This window comes from Cupriavidus sp. CER-90 (assembly GCF_057652055.1).
In genome coordinates this window covers 957,472-974,962 of the sequence record NZ_JBYGYM010000002.1, presented here as the reverse complement: position 1 = coordinate 974,962, position 17,491 = coordinate 957,472, and the positions used below count along the sequence as shown (strand labels likewise).

Annotated in this window: 16 protein-coding genes; 3 read left to right on the top strand and 13 right to left on the bottom strand. The window is 65.7% G+C overall.

Going from position 1 to position 17,491, the window contains the following annotated elements:
• Positions 1 to 4: 4 nt before the first annotated feature.
• From rapZ to AC24R4_RS14930, 10 genes are all read right to left on the bottom strand, one after another.
• Positions 5 to 931, bottom strand: coding sequence for an RNase adapter RapZ (gene rapZ / locus AC24R4_RS14975; RefSeq protein WP_400391330.1), 927 nt, complete (start codon positions 929 to 931; stop codon positions 5 to 7).
• 169 nt (positions 932 to 1,100) lie between these two features.
• Positions 1,101 to 1,439 carry a PsiF family protein gene (locus AC24R4_RS14970; RefSeq protein ID WP_153948988.1) on the bottom strand — a complete coding sequence of 113 codons (339 nt, stop codon included), beginning with the start codon at positions 1,437 to 1,439 and terminating at the stop codon, positions 1,101 to 1,103.
• A gap of 195 nt (positions 1,440 to 1,634) precedes the next feature.
• The gene (gene hprK / locus AC24R4_RS14965; RefSeq protein WP_092603200.1) at positions 1,635 to 2,606 is read right to left on the bottom strand and encodes an HPr(Ser) kinase/phosphatase; all 972 of its coding nucleotides are present in this window, start codon (positions 2,604 to 2,606) and stop codon (positions 1,635 to 1,637) included.
• Positions 2,607 to 2,672: 66 nt separating this feature from the next.
• Positions 2,673 to 3,128 carry a PTS IIA-like nitrogen regulatory protein PtsN gene (ptsN, locus tag AC24R4_RS14960; RefSeq protein WP_066739687.1) on the bottom strand — a complete coding sequence of 152 codons (456 nt, stop codon included), beginning with the start codon at positions 3,126 to 3,128 and terminating at the stop codon, positions 2,673 to 2,675.
• A gap of 500 nt (positions 3,129 to 3,628) precedes the next feature.
• Positions 3,629 to 3,982, bottom strand: coding sequence for a ribosome hibernation-promoting factor, HPF/YfiA family (gene hpf / locus AC24R4_RS14955; RefSeq protein ID WP_066739680.1), 354 nt, complete (start codon positions 3,980 to 3,982; stop codon positions 3,629 to 3,631).
• Between the two features lie 50 nt (positions 3,983 to 4,032).
• A complete protein-coding gene (locus tag AC24R4_RS14950; RefSeq protein ID WP_400391325.1) occupies positions 4,033 to 5,514 on the bottom strand; it encodes an RNA polymerase factor sigma-54 in 1,482 nt (493 codons plus the stop codon).
• Positions 5,515 to 5,689: 175 nt separating this feature from the next.
• Positions 5,690 to 6,490 carry an LPS export ABC transporter ATP-binding protein gene (lptB, locus tag AC24R4_RS14945; protein WP_153948985.1) on the bottom strand — a complete coding sequence of 267 codons (801 nt, stop codon included), beginning with the start codon at positions 6,488 to 6,490 and terminating at the stop codon, positions 5,690 to 5,692.
• 23 nt (positions 6,491 to 6,513) lie between these two features.
• Positions 6,514 to 7,158, bottom strand: coding sequence for a lipopolysaccharide transport periplasmic protein LptA (gene lptA / locus AC24R4_RS14940; protein ID WP_153948984.1), 645 nt, complete (start codon positions 7,156 to 7,158; stop codon positions 6,514 to 6,516).
• A 64-nt stretch (positions 7,159 to 7,222) separates the two neighbouring features.
• Positions 7,223 to 7,852, bottom strand: coding sequence for an LPS export ABC transporter periplasmic protein LptC (gene lptC / locus AC24R4_RS14935; RefSeq protein WP_400391321.1), 630 nt, complete (start codon positions 7,850 to 7,852; stop codon positions 7,223 to 7,225).
• A gap of 3 nt (positions 7,853 to 7,855) precedes the next feature.
• Entirely contained in the window at positions 7,856 to 8,839 is a 984-nt protein-coding gene (locus tag AC24R4_RS14930) for a KpsF/GutQ family sugar-phosphate isomerase (RefSeq protein ID WP_400391318.1), read from the bottom strand.
• Positions 8,840 to 8,988: 149 nt separating this feature from the next.
• Here AC24R4_RS14930 and AC24R4_RS14925 point away from each other — a divergent pair, with 149 nt between their 5' ends.
• Entirely contained in the window at positions 8,989 to 10,968 is a 1,980-nt protein-coding gene (locus AC24R4_RS14925) for a monovalent cation:proton antiporter family protein (RefSeq protein ID WP_400391316.1), read from the top strand.
• Positions 10,969 to 11,002: 34 nt separating this feature from the next.
• Here the strand turns inward: AC24R4_RS14925 and AC24R4_RS14920 are convergent, their stop codons facing one another.
• Positions 11,003 to 11,419, bottom strand: coding sequence for a ribbon-helix-helix domain-containing protein (locus AC24R4_RS14920; protein WP_487523312.1), 417 nt, complete (start codon positions 11,417 to 11,419; stop codon positions 11,003 to 11,005).
• A 46-nt stretch (positions 11,420 to 11,465) separates the two neighbouring features.
• A complete protein-coding gene (locus AC24R4_RS14915) occupies positions 11,466 to 12,044 on the bottom strand; it encodes a DJ-1/PfpI family protein (RefSeq protein ID WP_101680002.1) in 579 nt (192 codons plus the stop codon).
• A gap of 120 nt (positions 12,045 to 12,164) precedes the next feature.
• Between AC24R4_RS14915 and AC24R4_RS14910 the strand changes: the two genes are divergently transcribed.
• Both AC24R4_RS14910 and AC24R4_RS14905 read left to right on the top strand, forming a co-directional pair.
• Positions 12,165 to 12,737, top strand: coding sequence for an adenine phosphoribosyltransferase (locus AC24R4_RS14910; RefSeq protein WP_400393829.1), 573 nt, complete (start codon positions 12,165 to 12,167; stop codon positions 12,735 to 12,737).
• Positions 12,738 to 12,882: 145 nt separating this feature from the next.
• Positions 12,883 to 14,559, top strand: a complete 1,677-nt coding sequence (locus tag AC24R4_RS14905; RefSeq protein ID WP_400393831.1) for a Na/Pi cotransporter family protein — start codon at positions 12,883 to 12,885, stop codon at positions 14,557 to 14,559.
• A 41-nt stretch (positions 14,560 to 14,600) separates the two neighbouring features.
• Here the strand turns inward: AC24R4_RS14905 and uvrA are convergent, their stop codons facing one another.
• The gene (gene uvrA / locus AC24R4_RS14900) at positions 14,601 to 17,465 is read right to left on the bottom strand and encodes an excinuclease ABC subunit UvrA (protein ID WP_400393833.1); all 2,865 of its coding nucleotides are present in this window, start codon (positions 17,463 to 17,465) and stop codon (positions 14,601 to 14,603) included.
• Positions 17,466 to 17,491 lie beyond the last annotated feature (26 nt).

Below are 17,491 nucleotides of genomic sequence, written 5' to 3'. Positions count from 1 at the left end.
CGTGTCAGCCGGCCGGGGCCAATTCGCGGTGTCTGACCAGCACATTACCATGGGCCCGGAAATAGTTGGCGAGTCGTTCGGCAATGAAGACCGACCGATGCTGGCCGCCCGTGCAGCCGATGGCCACGGTCAGGTAGCTGCGGTTGTCCGCAATGAAACTCGGCAGCCACTTCTCGACATAGGCGCGAATGTCCTCGGCCATGGCCAGCACCATCGGCTGGCTCTGCAGGAAGTCCACCACCGGCGCGTCACGGCCGGTCAGCGGGCGCAGGGCCAGATCGTAATAGGGGTTTGGCAGCGAGCGCACATCGAACACCATGTCCGCGTCGCTCGGCACCCCGTGCTTGAAGCCGAACGATTCGAACAGCAGCGTGAGCGACTGGCCGCTGGCGCTGTCGTTGCGAATCAGTTCCTTGACCCAGCTGCGCAGCGTGTTGGTGCGCACATTGCTGGTATCGATGCGATGGGCGGACTCGGACAACGGGCTGAGCAGCCCCCGTTCCATTTCGATGGCTTCGATCAGCGACGTACTGACCGTTGCGCCCGGTCCGCCTGGCCCGGCACCTTCCGGGACCCCCAGCGGCGCACCGTCCGGGCCCACGCCGACGCGGGTCGACAGCGGGTGGCGGCGGCGCGTCTCCGAATACCGCTGCACCAGCGCATCGGTATTGGCCGTCAGGAACAGCACCTGCACCTGATGATGGGCGGAAAGCTCGCGGACGGTGTCCGGCAGCCGCGCCAGCGACTCGCGGCTGCGAATGTCCGTGGCCACGCCAAGATGGGTATAGCCCTGGTCGGCCAGATAGGCCGTGAGCTCGGGGATGAACTGGGCCGGCAGGTTGTCGACGCAGTAGTAGCCTGCATCTTCCAGGACGTTCAGGGCGACCGACTTGCCGGAGCCGGAAATTCCGGTGATGAGAATGATCCGCATAGCGACGCAAGGATAGCACCGCAAGGTAACCGCGTCATGACAGCTTGCCCCAGACAAAAATGGCGAATCGCAGAGGATTCGCCATTTTCCGAGGGAACATTGCCCGGATCGGGCCGCGTAACGGTTTGTGAACCCCGGGGTCATGAACCGGGGTTGCGAACCGCGCCGATCAGGTTGCCGGCTTGGCCGACAGGCACTCGCTCTGTGCCTTCTTGTATTCGTCGCCCTTCTTGCCCTTGTTGGCCTTGGCGCACGCGGCCATCTTTTCCTGCTGGGTCTTCGGCTCGGCGGCGGGGGCGGGGCCGCTGGCCGACAGGCACTCGCTCTGCGCCTTCTTGTATTCGTCGCCCTTCTTGCCCTTGTTGGCCTTGGAGCAGGCCGCCATCTTTTCCTGCTGCGCGGTCTTGCCGGACTTCTCGGCAGCGGCCGGAGCGGAGGCGCCCTGGGCAAACGCGGCCGTGGCGAACAGGGGGGTAACCAGCAAACACATCGCGATCAGCTTTTTCATGCTTCTCTCCTGGCTGTGGAAACACATCGTGGCCGCGCGCCATGCCGGCGTCTGGCGGAACCTGGGCTCGGCGCCCATTACAGCACAAAACGGCGGCCGCCCGCAGTTCGTTGACGAAGGGCTATGCCAGGCTTGTAAGCAAATGAAAAACGCCCGCGAATGAAGCGGGCGTTTGCAGACGGGCGCGGTAGCGGCTCAGAGCAGCCGACCCTGGCCGCGCGATACCACGTCGGCCTGCATGGCCGCGCGCTGGCGGTCCATGAAGTCGCGCAGGGTGTCGATGCCGCGCAGCCGCAGGATCGTGTTGCGCACGGCGGCTTCGACCAGAACGGCCAGGTTGCGGCCGGCCGCCACCTGGATCTTCACCATGTGGATCGGCAGGCCCAGCACGTCCAGGTACTGGGAATCGAGCGGCAGCCGTTCGAATTCGCCATCGTTGCGGCGTACCAGCTGCACCACGAGCTTGAGCTTCATCTTCCGGCGCACCGCCGTTTCGCCAAAGATCGTCTTGATATCGAGCAGGCCCAGGCCGCGCACTTCGAGCAGGTTCTGCAGCAGCGGCGGGCAGCGGCCTTCGATGAAGTCGGGGCCCAGCCGGACGAAATCGACGGCATCGTCCGCCACGAGGCCATGGCCGCGCGAAATCAGTTCCAGGCCCAGCTCGCTCTTGCCCAGGCCCGATTCGCCCATGATCAGCACGCCCATGCCGAGGATGTCCAGAAATACCCCGTGCATCGTCACGCGCGGCGCGGAGATGCGCGACAGGTAGAGGCGCAGGTGATCGATCACGGCCGCCGAGGACACCGGCGTGGTGAACAGCGGGGTCGAGGACCGCGTGCAGCGCAGTTCCAGGTCGGGCGGGGGCTCCATGCCATCGGCCACCACCAGGAACGGCGGCTCCAGCAGGATCAGTTCCCCCATCTGGCGCTTGCGCGGTTCGTCGTCCAGGCGTTGGTAATACTGGATTTCGGGCTTGCCCAGCACCTGAATCCGGTTCGGGTGGATCAGGTTCAGGTGGCCCACCAGATCGGCGGCGGAAGTGGCTTCGCGAGCGAATTCGACGTCAAAGGCCCGGTCGGCACCTTCCAGACCGGCGACCCACGACAGTTTGATGTCGGCTGCGTTGTCGTCGAAGATCGACTGCGAGGTGACGCCGGTGAGTTCCATGCGGGGTGCTTTCTACGAGGGGGGCGGTATGGCTTCAGGCGGCCAGCCAGGCCGGCCTGCGGATCGTCACGGATGCCATTCGGTCAGCAACTGGTGGACGGCTTCGGGCGTGGGCAGCGTGGCCAGGCCTTCGCGCATCTCGCGGTCGGACAGCAATTGTGCGATTTCCGAGAGAATTTCGAGGTGCTGCTGGGTGGCCTGTTCGGGCACCAGCAGGAAAATCAGCAGAGAGACCGGCTTGCCGTCGGGCGATTCGAACGGAATCGGCTCGGCCAGGCGCATGAAGCCGGCCAGCGGCTGCTTCAGGCCCTTGATACGGCCGTGCGGGATGGCGACGCCGGCACCCAGGCCGGTCGAACCCAGCGATTCGCGGGCGAAAAGGTTGTCCGTGACGGTGGCGCGGGCCACACCATGGTTGTTCTCGAACAGGAGCCCGGCTTGCTCGAAGACCCGCTTCTTGCTGGTGACGGTGACGTCGAGATGGATGTTGCCGGGTGGCAGCAATTTGGCCAAACGATTCATGGGCGATGCACGAGAAGTCAGGTTGGCGATACGGCGCACAAATGCCGTCCCGCCGGATGGGGCAATTCAGGATATCGAGTGCTTGGTGGACGCCCGCATTGGAACGTCCGGCTCATTATAGAGCAGGGCCACAGCGCGCTTGTGCACTGCAGCGCCGGCGCCGCGGGTGGTGCCGCGGATTGGCCGGCCGGATTGCCCACCCGGATATTGCCGCCGGCGCCCGCATGATCTTCCGTCACGCGGCCTGCCGTCCGGGTCACCGGGACCGTTCTGCCTGTCGTTCTTGTATGGCGCAGCATACACCGAGCCGCGCAAGATGCGAACACCCCCGGCAAATCAAATGGTTTCGGCCGTGGTGCGAAGGTAACGGAGGATTTCAGTCCGACGCGGGCGCGCGCCCATCAAAAAAGCCGCGCAGATGCGCGGCTTTGCTCTCTTCCTGTCAGTCCTCTTCGGGGACGCTGACGTCCGCCTCGAGGGGCAGTTAAGGATTTGCCAGCCTATTGTTGCTGTAGCTGGGCTTCAGCCATCTGGTACTTGACCGCTTCCCGGTCATGACCCTGCACGCGGTCCTTGTAGCGGATCACCTGCCGGTCGAGCTTGTCGACCAGACAGTCGATCGCGGCGTACAGGTCTTCATGGTGCGCTTCGACGAAGATGTCCTTGCCCTTGAGATGCAGATTGATTTCCGCGTACTGACGCTTGTCCTTTTCCTTGTGGTTGTCGACAGATAGCAGCACGCTCACGCCAATGACCTGATCGAAATGCCTGACAATTCGCTCCAGTTTCGTTTCCACATACTCACGCAGCGGCGGCGTGATGTCGAGGTGGTGTCCACTGATCTTGAAGTTCATAGCGCTTCTCCTTCTGAAAGAGCCGCACCAGGCAGGCGGTTGCGGCTCGGCTACAAAGACTTGCGGAGATTGACTGCGGGGATCTTCAGTGCTTCGCGATATTTGGCCACCGTACGGCGTGCGACCACAAAGCCCTGTTCGCCCAGCAATTCGGCGATGCGGCTGTCGGAAAGAGGATTCCTGGGTTCTTCGGCTCCTATCAGTTGCTTGATCAGCGCGCGGATCGCCGTGGAAGAGGCCGCGCCGCCCGTCTCCGTGGAGACGTGGCTACCAAAGAAGTACTTCAACTCGAAAGTACCCATTGGCGTGGCCATGTATTTGTTCGTGGTCACCCGGGAAATGGTCGACTCATGTAAACCGAGTGTATCGGCAATTTCCCGCAAAACCAAGGGCCGCATCGCTATTTCGCCGTGCGAAAAAAAGTTCTTCTGACGCTCCACAATTGCCTGCGCCACCCGCAGGATCGTGTCGAATCTTTGCTGGATGTTCTTGATAAGCCACCGCGCTTCCTGCAGCTTTTGCTGCAGTCCCGCAGCCCCCGCTTCGCCTTTTGCACCGCGCAAGATCTGCGCGTACATGTCGTTGATGCGCAGGCGCGGCATCACATCCGGATTCAGCTGGGCAATCCAGCCGCTGCCGCTCTTGCGCACGAACACGTCCGGCACCACGAAATCGGCGTCGGGGCGGCTGTACGCATGCCCTGGGTACGGTGCCAGCGAACGGATCAGGTCGTGCGCCGCCTTTAGTGCAATTTCGTCCACCTGCAGCGCTTTCTTGAGGCGCGTGTAATCCCTGACCGCCAGCAATTCAAGATGATGATTGACGATGGACAGGGCCAGTTCGCGCTGCGGATGCTGGAGCCGTTTCAATTGCAGGCTCAGGCATTCGGCGGCATTGCGGGCGCCGACGCCGGGCGGATCGAAGCTCTGCAGCAGCGTCAGCATCGCCTGCACTTCTTCCACCTCGAATTCCAGTTCTTCGGGCAGTTCGGTGCAGATTTCCTCGAGTGACGCACTCAGGTACCCGTCGTCGTCGAGCGATTCGATCAGGAAGATGGCCAGGCCCTTGTCGCGCGCCGAAATCTTGAGCGGCGTCAGCTGTTCCATCAGGTATTCGCGCAGCGTGGGGTCCGCATCGCGCAACTGCATCGGCGTCTTTTCGTCTTCGTCGTTCTGCGGACGGCGCGCGAAGTCGTCGAGGCTCCAGTCGTTGCCATAGTCCTCGCCACCGGAATCGCTGAAGCCTTCTTCCTCGCCGCCGGACGCATGTTCGCCGCGGTCGTCGCCGTTGGCCTGCGGTTCGGACGGGGCCGGCGCCGGGGCGCTTTGCAGGTTGACGGAGCCGTCAGCCGCCACGCGCAGCGGGCTTTCGATCCAGTCGTTCTCGCGTTCCAGCAGCGGGTTTTCCGTCAGCGCCTGTTCCACCTCCTGTTGCAGTTCGAGCGTGGAAAGCTGAAGCAGCCGGATGGACTGCTGCAGTTGCGGCGTCAGGGCCAGATGTTGGGAGAGGCGGAGCTGAAGCGAAGGTTTCATGCGACCTATTCTATGCGCATCTTTCCGTTGTTGGAACGGAATTTGCTACAACCTATCGCTTCGGCTTCCTGATCGGCAACGGCTTTGAAATCGCCGTGGGCAAGTGCGGTAAAAATGACCTGCCGATGACCTGCCGAAAGCCTGTCGGCAGTGTGGCCGCGGAGGCGGCCGGGCCTTACATGCGGAAGTTTTCGCCCAGGTAGACGCGGCGTACCGACTCGTTGGCGATGATTTCCTCGGGCTGGCCGGCGGCCAGCACGGTGCCTTCGCTGATGATGTACGCGTGGTCGCAGATACCCAGCGTTTCGCGCACGTTATGGTCGGTGATCAGCACGCCGATATTGCGCGCCTTCAGGAAGCTCACGATGCGCTGGATTTCGCCCACGGCGATCGGGTCCACGCCGGCGAACGGTTCGTCGAGCAGGATGAAGCGCGGCGACGACGCCAGCGCGCGCGCGATTTCCACGCGGCGGCGCTCGCCGCCCGACAGCGACAGCGCCGGGTTGTTGCGCAGATGCGCGATCTGCAGGTCGTCGAGCAGCGAATCCAGGCGGCGTTCGATCTCGGCCTTGGGCAGCGGCTTGCCGTTTTCCACCTGCAGTTCCAGCACCGCGCGGATGTTCTCTTCCACGTTGAGCTTGCGGAATACCGACGCTTCCTGCGGCAGGTACGAAAGGCCCATGCGGGCGCGTTCGTGAATGGCCAGTCCGCTGATGTGCTCGTCGTCGAGCACGATGTCGCCTTCGTCCAGCGCCACCAGCCCCACGATCATGTAGAACGACGTGGTCTTGCCGGCGCCGTTGGGGCCCAGCAGCCCCACCACCTCGCCGCTTTTCACATCGAGCGATACGTCCTTGACCACCGTGCGCGTGCCGTAGCGTTTCTTCAGGTGACGCACGACCAGCGTGCTGCTGTCGGTGCGGACGGCGGATGCGGAGGACGTGGCAGAGGCGGTGAGCGTGGCGGAATCGTTCATCAGGACTGGCTGGAGGTAAGGCGTTAAGGCTTGGGCGCGGTGGACGGCTTCAGATCCAGCGGTGCGCCCGCGGCGGCGGGGGCGCTGGCGTCCGAGCGCGGCGACAGCACCGCGCGCACGCGGCCCGACGTATTGCCGGCCGTGGTGTTGTTGTCGCCGCCGGTGGCGGTGTAGTACTCGTTGCGGCTGTCGTAGGTGATCACGGCGCCGCGGATCTCGTCGATGATCTTCGCGCCGACGCCCGACACGCGCGCCGCGCGGGCATGCCCGATCAGCTTGTTGATCTCGGACTTGCCGTCGTATTCGATGCGGTCGCCCCAGCCGTCGATGTACTCGTCCACGCCGTCGCGCTTCTGGCGGATATACGCCTGACGGCCGGGCTTGGAGGTGGCGATGGCGTATTGGTAGCCCTCGGGGTCGGTGCGCAGCTCGGCCGCGTCGGACTTCAGCACCATGGTGCCCTTGGTCAGCACCACGTTGCCGGTCAGGGTGTAGATCTGCTTGACGTCATCGTAGCTGGCGTTGTCGGCCTCCAGCACCAGCGGCTTGCCCTGGTCGGCGCGCTCGGCAAAGGCCGGCGCGGCCAGCGTCAGGCCGAGGGCGGCGATGGACGCCAGCAGGGCGGGCGCGAGGCGGCGACAGGGCGATGTCGTCAGGGATGCAGTCATGTTTGGCGAATGGTGAGATAAAGACGGCGGCCAGGATGCGCCGGAGCGTTTGCGTCCCCCGGGGTCACTGGGTCCTGGCCTGCCCCTGCGGCGGGTTCATGATGATGGTGCCGCGTACGTTACCCAGCAATTGTACTTCGCGGGTGACATTGTTGAAGATCATGCCGTTGGCCGTCATGACCGACGGGCCGCGCGTCAGCTCCACCGCCTTGTCGGTCTTGACGATGTCGTCGTTGACCAGCAACTGGAAGTATTGCGATGCCGCGGTCATGCGCGGGTCCTTGGACGGGTCGACGCCGGCCTGGCGCACCACGAACGCATTGCCGTAGAGATCGATGATCGAGCCCTCGGCGTTCATGGTGCCGCGCTGGGAATTGGCGGTGACCGGCGGGCGGTCCGGCTCGTACGAACGCATGGCCGGGGTGGTCACCTCGTAGGTCTGGTCGTCCTCGAAGTGCACCATCTTCACGCCCGTGAAGCGCAGCTTGGTGGTGCCGTCCTCGGCCAGTTCGGTGGCCGAGAAACGGTCCATCCAGTAGTCGGGCTCATGGCGCTTGACGCGCGACTGCTCGCTGGCCTCGCGCGGCGAATTCAGCTGCACCAGCCAGAACGTGCTGCCGGCGACGATGGCCATCAGCAGCAGCGGCAGCAGCCGCATGATCATGCCGGTGAGTCTGGACAGGAAGTCCGGCATCGTTCAGATGACCTTGGCGCGCGTCAGGTCATGGATATGGAGCGCGCCCACCAGGCGGCCGTCGCCATCGACGACGAGCAACTGGTTGATGCGGTTCGTTTCCATGATCTGCACGGCTTCCACGGCGAGCTGGTCCAGATGGACCGTACGCGGGTTGTGGTGCATGACCTCGCCGATCGGCACGGTCTTCCAGTCGCGCGGGGTTTCCAGCAGGCGGCGCAGGTCGCCGTCGGTGAACACGCCCACGGCCCGGCCTTCGGGGTCCACCACGGCGGTCATGGCCATGCCCTTGCGCGTGATTTCCATCAGCGCCTGGGCCAGCGGCGTGCTTTCGCGCACCTCCGGCACGGCGTTGCCGGTGCGCATGACATCGCGCACGTGGGTCAGCAGCTTGCGGCCCAGCGCACCGCCCGGGTGCGAGCGGGCAAAGTCTTCCTCGCCGAAGCCGCGGGCGTCGAGCACGGCCACCGCCAGGGCGTCGCCCAGGGCCAGTGCGGCCGTGGTGCTGGCCGTGGGGGCCAGGTTCAGCGGGCAGGCTTCCTGTGCCACGGCGCCGTCCAGGTGGGCGTCGGACAGCTTGGCCAGGTTCGATTCGGCGTTGCCCGTGATCGAGATCAGGCCGGCGCCAATGCGCTTGACGATCGGGACGATCGACAGCAGTTCGGCCGTTTCACCGGAATTCGAGAAGGCGACCAGCACGTCGTCGCGCGTGATCATGCCGAGGTCGCCATGGCTGGCCTCGGCCGGATGGACGAAGAACGACGGCGTGCCCGTGGACGCCAGCGTGGCGGCCACCTTGCGGCCGATATGGCCGGACTTGCCGATGCCCGAGACCACCACGCGGCCCGTGCAGCCGAGAATCATCTCGACGGCCCGGGTAAAGGCGGGGGTCAGGCGGCCGGCCAGCGCCGAAACGGCGTCGGCCTCGATCTGGAGGGTGTGGCGAGCGAGCTCGAGTGCTCGATTCGCATCGAAATTGGCTATCATGGCGCTGGAGTATACCAACGAATGCGATGGCGTCTGGCCCGGCAACCCGCCCGGCTGCCACGACGACCGCCGCGCTTGCCGTCTTTTGCCGGCGGGGTGCAGATGCCGGCTCAGGCGCGTGCCCGGCCGTCGTTTTTGAAGCCTGCCGAATGCATTCTCCGCTGGAACTGACCCTCGTGCTGCTGGCCGCCGCCGTTTTCGGCGTGGTGGCCTTCCGCATGCTGCAACTGCCGCCCATGCTGGGCTACCTGGCGGTTGGCATCCTGATCGGCCCGCATGCATTGGGGCTGGCCAGCGATACGGGCCAGACCAAGTACCTGGCCGAATTCGGCGTGGTCTTTCTGATGTTCTCGATCGGCCTGGAGTTCAGCCTGAGCAAGCTGCGCGCCATGAAGCGGCTGGTGTTCGGGCTGGGCGGGTCGCAGGTGGCGCTGTCGCTGCTGGCCGTGCTGCCGGCCAGCTGGCTGTTCAGCTGGGCGTTCCCGCTGACCTGGCAGGCGTCGGTGGCGCTGGGCGGCGCGCTGGCCATGTCGTCGACGGCCATCGTCGTGAAAATGCTATCCGAGCGCATGGAGCTGGAAAGCGAGCACGGCCGCAACATCATCAGCGTGCTGCTGTTCCAGGATCTGGCCGTGGTGCCGCTGCTGATCATCATCCCGGCGCTGTCGCGCGACCCCGGCGACCTGGCCTGGGCGCTGGGGCTGGCCACGGTCAAGATCGTGGTGGCCCTGGGCCTGATCTTCTTCGTCGGGCAGCAGCTGATGAGCCGCTGGTTCCACATCGTGGCGGCGCGCCGGTCGCAGGAACTGTTCATGCTGAACCTGCTGCTGGTCACGCTGGGCATGGCCGCGCTGACCGAACGGCTGGGCCTGTCGATGGCGCTGGGCGCGTTCATGGCCGGCATGCTGATCTCCGAGACCCCGTACCGCCACCAGGTGGAAGAAGACATCAAGCCGTTCCGCGACGTGCTGCTGGGGCTGTTCTTCGTCACCATCGGCATGTTGCTCAACGTGCGCGTGGTGTTCGACCATATCTGGCTGGTGCTGGGCCTGCTGGTGCTGCCGATCCTGTTCAAGCTGGTGCTGATCACCGGGCTGGCGCGGCTGTTCGGGTCGCGCCAGGGCGTGGCCATCCGTACCGGCCTGGGGCTGGCGCAGGCCGGCGAATTCGGTTTCGTGCTGCTGAACCAGATCGACGGCATGGGGCTGGTGGACCCGGTGCTGATCCAGGTGATCCTGGCGTCGATGCTGCTGTCGATGCTGGCCGCGCCGTTCCTGATCCAGTACAGCGACGCCATCGTGCTGCGCTTTGCGGCCAACGAATGGCTGATGCAGTCGCTGAACATGACCCGTATCGCGGCCCAGAGCCTGCAGACCGAAAAGCACGCCATCATCTGCGGCTATGGCCGCAGCGGGCAGAACCTGGCGCACATGCTGGAGCGCGAGGGCATTACCTATGTGGCGCTGGACCTCGACCCCGACCGCGTGCGCGAGGCCGCCGCGGCCGGCGACACCGTGGTCTATGGCGATGCCGGGCGGCGCGAATCGCTGATCGCCGCCGGTATCCACCGGGCCGCGCTGGTGGTGATCACGTACGCCAATACGCCGTCGGCGGTGAAGGTGCTGCACCACGTGCAGGAACTGGCGCCCGCGATGCCGGTGATCGTGCGCACCGTGGACGATTCGGAGCTCGATACGCTGCAGAAGGCCGGGGCCACCGAGGTGGTGCCGGAAATCATCGAGGGCAGCCTGATGCTGGCGTCGCACGCGCTGGTGCTGCTGGGGGTGCCGATGCGCCGGGTGGTGCGCGGCGTGCAGCAGGCGCGCGACGCGCGCTACAGCCTGCTGCGCGGCTACTTCCACGGCCGCGACGACGAGGAAGACATGGTGGAGCGCGATACCGTGCGGCTGCATTCGGTATCGCTCGGGCCCGAGCATACGGCGGTGGGGCGGCGCCTGGGCACGCTGGGGCTGGAGCGCATCGGCGTGGAGGTCACGGCGGTGCGCCGGCGCGGCATCCGGGCCTTCGATCCCGAGCCCGAAACCGTACTGGAGCCGGGCGACATCGTCGTGCTGCGCGGCACGCCCGAGGCGCTCGAATCGGCCGAAGAACGGCTGGTGCGGCAGTAGGCGCCGGCTTTACCGTTACCCGTTCGGGACGGACTTAGGCGCTGCGCGTTTGCCGTCCGTCCCGCGGAGTGGGTCGGCGCGGGCTGCTACCCTCGACCCACGAGGCGGGTAGATCACTCAGCACCGACCGGGCATCGAGCGACCGGATCGGCACATCGGTATCGGCCGGGATGCGGCCTTCGTTCTGTAGCAGTAAGTAACGCATGCAGCACACGCGCAGGAAAGACGCGAAGTTGGCGGTGAGCGACGCCTCGCCGCGATGTTCGGCCAACTCGTCGTGCAGGCGCGCCAGCAGCTGGTTGACGCTCATGCCGTCACGCTGTGCCAGTTCTTCCAGCACTTCCCAGAACAGGTTTTCGAGCCGGATGCTGGTCGCCACGCCGTGCAGGCGCAGCGACCGCGACTGGGTCTGGTACGAATCCGGATTGGCCCGGATGAAAATCTCACACATGCGACCTCCCGTGCGCCGCGGCCGGGCTGGCCGCTTTCGGAAGCCTCTACTCTACGATCCGCGTTCCCAGCACGGCAAGAAACTGCGCCAGCCAGGCCGGATGTGCCGGCCACGCCGGGGCGGTGACGAGGTTGCCATCGGTATGGGCCTGGTCCACGGGGATATCGGCGTACTTGCCGCCGGCCAGCCGTACTTCGGGGGCGCAGGCGGGGTAGGCGGAGCAGGTGCGGCCTTCCAGCACATCGGCCGCTGCCAGCAGCTGGGCGCCGTGGCAGACCGCCGCGATCGGCTTGTTGGCCTGGGCGAAGTGACGCACGATCTCGATCACCCGGTCGTTCAGGCGCAGGTATTCCGGCGCGCGGCCGCCCGGAATCACCAGGGCGTCGTAGCTGGCCGGGTTCACATCGGCGAAGGTGGCATTGAGCGTGAAATTGTGGCCGCGCTTTTCGGTGTAGGTCTGGTCGCCCTCGAAGTCATGGATGGCGGTGGCGCAGGCGTCACCGGCCTTCTTGTCGGGGCAGACCGCGTGGACCGTGTGGCCCACCATCTGCAGTGCCTGGAACGGCACCATGGTCTCGTAGTCTTCGGCGAAATCGCCGACCAGCATCAGAATCTTCTTTGCCATAGCTGTCTCCTGTATGGTTACGGGTTGCGGACGCCCAAGCAGCCGGGCCATTGTGCGGCGGCAAGGCGGGGCGCGGGTGGTAGCCCGTTACCGCATGAACTCTTTCCAGACAGATTCCCCATGGCAGATCCCATCATCCAGTCCCCCGATCTCGGCGATGTCACCGGCTACCTGCGTGACCGCATCCGCACCGTGCCGGACTGGCCGCAGCCCGGTGTCCAGTTCCGCGACATCACCCCGCTGCTGCAGAACCCCAAGACGCTGCGCGTGCTGATCGACGTGTTCGTCCACCGTTACATGGACCAGCAACTGGACCTCGTGGCCGGCATCGACGCACGCGGCTTTATCTTGGGCTCGATCATCGCGTACGAGCTGAACCTGGGCTTCGTGCCCATCCGCAAGAAGGGCAAGCTGCCGTTCCAGACCGTGGCCGAGGAGTACGAGCTTGAATACGGCAGCGCCACCGTGGAAATCCACGCCGACGCCTGCAAGGCCGGCGACCGCGTGTTGCTGATCGACGACCTGATCGCCACGGGCGGCACCATGATGGCCGGCCGCAAGCTGCTGGAACGCCTGGGCGCCACGGTGGTGGAGGGCGCGGCAATCGTCGATCTGCCAGAACTGGGCGGGTCGAAGCTGCTGCACGGCAGCGGCCTGCCGCTGTTCACGGTCTGCAAGTTCGACGGCCACTGACGCCGGCGCAACGCTTAGGCGGACGTCGGACCCCGTCCAATTGCCCCACATGACAGCGGGGCGCATAATGCCCCCTTGATAACAACGCGATGACCGGGCGGCACGCCTCCTGCCACCCGCCGGCACCGGTCACAAGGGACGCACAATGGGCGTACTGCTTCATCTCCTCTCCGGCGTGGCGCTCCTGGTCTGGGGCACCAATATCGTCAAGGTCGGCATCCTGCGCGTGTACGGCGCCAATCTGCGCCATGTGCTGTCGGCCAGCGTGTCGAACCGCTTCAAGGCATTCGTGGCCGGCCTGGGCGTGACCGGGCTCGTGCAGAGCAGCAATGCCACCGCCGTCATCGTCAGCTCCTTCGTAGGCCAGGGCCTGATCGCCGTGGCCCCGGCGCTGGCCATCATGCTGGGCGCGAACGTGGGCACGGCCGTGATGGTGCAGGTGTTCTCGCTCGACCTGTCATGGCTGTCGCCGCTGCTGATCTTCGTCGGCGTGATCCTGCATCTGAGCTGGAAGGGCAGCAAGGCTGGCCACGTGGGCCGGGTGTTGATCGGGCTGGGCCTGATCACGCTGGCGCTGGAACTGATTTCGATTGCCACGCGCCCGGTGGTGCAGGCGGCCGGCGTCAAGGTGCTGTTCAGCACGCTGACCGGCGACGCCGCGCTGGACATGCTGATCGGCGCCTTCCTGACCATCCTCTGTTATTCCAGCCTGGCCGTGGTGCTGTTCTGCGGCGCGCTGGCGTCGGCCGGCGTGGTGTCGATCCACGTGGCGCTGGCGCTGGTGCTGGGCGCCAACCTGGGGTCCGGCATCTCGGCGCTGCTGACCACGTCGGGCAACAACCAGCCCGGCAAGCGCGTGACGCTGGGCAACCTGCTGTCGCGCCTGCTGGGCTGCGTGATCGCGCTGCCGCTGCTGACCCAGGCCGAGGACCTGCTGGCCCACATCGACGCCGACCCGCAACGGCTGATCGTCAATTTCCACCTGTTGTTCAATGTGGCGCTGGCCGTGGTGCTGCTGGGCGCCACGGCGCCGCTGGCGCGCCTGTGCGAAGCCATCCTGCCCGGCCGCAACACCGGCGACAGCCAGGTGACGCCGCGCCACCTGGACCCCGCCGCGCTGTCCACGCCCACGCTGGCGCTGTCGAATGCCGCGCGCGAGGTGCTGCGCATTGGGGACCGCGTGGAGCAGATGCTCGACAACCTGCTGCGCGTGCTGCGCACCAACGACCTGAAGCTGGCCAACGCCACGTGCCGGATCGACAACGAGGTGGACGACCTGTACACCGCGATCAAGCTCTACCTGACCCAGATCAGCACCGAGGCGCTGGACGAACGCGACGGCCAGCGCTGGACCGAAATCATCTCGCTGACCATCAACCTGGAGCATGCGGGGGATCTCATCGAGCGTGTCATCGTCGATGCCCGGGAGAAGAAGATCGCGCACAACCTGTCGTTCTCCGAGGCCGGCATGCAGGAAATCGCCGAAATGCACGCGCGCGTGGTGGGCAACCTGCGGCTGGGTCTGTCGGTATTCCTGACCGGCGACATCCGCAGCGCACAGCAGTTGATGGCCGAAAAGGCCAATTTCCGCGACCTGGAACGCAAGTACGCGCGCTCGCACCTGCAGCGCGTGGCCGTCCAGACCGTCGAAAGTATCGAGACCAGCTCGCTGCACCTGGATGTGATCAGCGAAATGAAGCGGCTCAATTCGCTGTTCTGCGCCACCGCCTACCCGGTGCTGGAGCAGGCCGGGCTGATGAACCGCAGCCGCATGAAGGAAGACACGCCGGGCAAGATCGGCGACGTGGCGGAGGCGCGCTAGGCACGCCGCCCGCCTGGACCGCCGGGCGCCTTCCGGGCGCCTTACTTCCGCTTCAGCAGCGGCGCCAGGTACTTGCCGGTAAAGCTGGCCTTGCTGGCCGCCACGGTCTCCGGCGTGCCCCTGGCAATCACCTGGCCGCCGCCCGCGCCGCCCTCGGGGCCCATGTCGATCAGCCAGTCGGCCGTCTTGATGACGTCGAGGTTGTGCTCGATGATCACCACCGTATTGCCATGGTCACGCAGCTTCTGGATCACCGCCAGCAGCAGTTCGATGTCGTGGAAGTGCAGCCCCGTGGTCGGCTCGTCCAGGATGTACAGCGTGCGGCCGGTGTCGCGCTTGGACAGTTCCAGCGACAGCTTCACCCGCTGCGCCTCGCCGCCTGACAGCGTCGTAGCCGATTGTCCAAGCCGGATATAACCCAGGCCGACGTCGAGCAGCGTCTGCAGCTTGCGGCGCACCACGGGCACGGCGCTGAAGAACTCGTGGGCCTGCTCCACGGTCAGGTCCAGCACCTCGGAGATGTTCTTGCCCTTGTAGAGCACTTCCAGGGTCTCGCGGTTGTAACGCTGGCCGTGGCAGACATCGCACGGCACGTAGACGTCCGGCAGGAAGTGCATCTCCACCTTGATCACGCCGTCGCCCTGGCACGACTCGCAGCGGCCGCCCTTGACGTTGAACGAGAACCGGCCCGGATCGTAGCCGCGCTCCTTGGCCGCCGGCACGCCGGCAAACAGTTCGCGGATCGGCGTGAACAGGCCCGTGTACGTGGCCGGGTTCGAGCGCGGCGTGCGGCCGATCGGGCTCTGGTCGACGTTGATGACCTTGTCGAAGTGTTCCAGCCCCTCGATCTGGTCGTGCGGCGCCGGTTCGGCCGTCGAGCCATACAGGTGGCGCGCCACGGCGTTGTAGAGCGTGTCGTTGATCAGCGTGGACTTGCCCGAGCCCGACACGCCGGTGATGCACGTCAGCAGGCCCACCGGGATCTCGGCCGACACGTTGCGCAGGTTGTTGCCCGTGGCATTGACGATGCGCAGCAGCCGGTCCGGGTCGGGCGCGGCGCGCTTCTTCGGCACCTCGATGCTGCGCTGGCCGGACAGGTACTGCCCCGTCAGCGACGCCGGCGACTGCTCGATCTGCGCGGGCGTGCCTTCGGCCACGATCATCCCGCCATGCACGCCGGCCCCGGGGCCGATGTCGACCACGTAGTCGCAGGCCCGGATCATGTCCTCGTCGTGCTCCACCACCAGCACGGAATTGCCGATGTCGCGCAGGTGCTTGAGCGTGCCGATCAGCCGGTCGTTGTCGCGCTGGTGCAGGCCGATCGACGGTTCGTCCAGCACGTACATCACGCCGGTCAGGCCCGAGCCGATCTGCGAGGCCAGGCGGATGCGCTGGGCCTCGCCGCCCGACAGCGTGTCGGCGCTGCGCTCCAGCGACAGGTAGTCGAGTCCCACGTTGTTCAGGAAGTTCAGCCGCGCCGAGATCTCCTTGACGATCTTGTCGGCGATCTCGCGCTTGGCGCCGTGCAGGTTCAGCGTCAGGAACCACGTCAGCGCGTCGCGCAGCGGCAGGCCGTTGATCTCGTAGATCGCGCGCGCCTGCTCGTCCTCGCCGATCTTCACGTGGCGGGCTTCGGTGCGCAGGCGCGTGCCGTGGCAGGCCGGGCAGGCCTGGTTGTTCTGATACTTGGCCAGTTCCTCGCGCACCGCTACCGAATCGGTCTCGCGATAGCGGCGCTCCAGGTTCGGAATGATGCCCTCGAACGCATGCGAGCGCACCGTGGTGCGGCCGCGCTCGTTGATATACGTGAACGGGATTTCCTGCTCGCCCGAGCCGTGCAGCACCACCTGCTGCACTTCGGCGGGCAGGTCCTCGAACGCGGCCTCGGTGTCGAAGTCGTAAAACGCCGCCAGGCTCTGCAGCATCTGGAAGTAGAACTGGTTGCGGCGGTCCCAGCCTTTGATGGCACCCGAGGCCAGCGACAGGTTCGGGAAGGCCACCACGCGCTTCGGGTCGAAGAACGTGATCTGGCCCAGGCCGTCGCAGCTCGGGCAGGCGCCCATCGGGTTGTTGAACGAGAACAGGCGCGGTTCCAGTTCCTGCAGCGAATACGAGCAGATCGGGCAGGCAAAGCGCGAGCTGAACATGTGCTCGCGGCCGGTATCCATTTCCAGCGCGAGCGCGCGGCCGTCGGCCAGGCGCAGCGCGGTCTCGAACGATTCGGCCAGGCGCTGCTTGATGTCGGCGCGCACCTTCACGCGGTCCACCACCACGTCGATCGAGTGCTTCTCGGTCTTCTTGAGCTTGGGCAGGCTGTCCACTTCGTAGACCTTCGCCTCGGCCTCGTGCGCCGTGCCGCCGCCCGAGCGGATGCGGAAGCGCACGAAACCCTGCGCCTGCATCGAATCGAACAGGTCGGAATGCTCGCCCTTGCGGTCGGACACCACGGGCGCCAGGATCATCAGCCTGGTGTCTTCGGGCAGTGCCAGTGCGGCATCCACCATCTGCGACACGCTCTGGGCCTGCAGCGCGATGTTGTGGTCGGGGCAGTAGGGGGTGCCGGCGCGGGCGTAGAGCAGGCGCAGGTAGTCGTGAATCTCGGTGACCGTGCCGACCGTGGAACGCGGGTTGTGGCTGGTGGCCTTCTGCTCGATCGAGATCGCGGGCGACAGCCCTTCGATCAGGTCGACATCGGGCTTTTCCATCAGTTGCAGGAACTGGCGGGCGTAGGCGGACAGCGATTCCACGTACCGGCGCTGGCCCTCGGCGTAGAGGGTGTCGAACGCCAGCGAGGACTTGCCGGAGCCGGACAGGCCCGTGATCACCACGAGCTTGTTGCGCGGCAGGTCCAGGTTGATGTTCTTCAGGTTGTGGGTACGCGCCCCACGGATCTTGATTTCTTCCATATACCGTTCGTTCGCCCGGTGGGCGG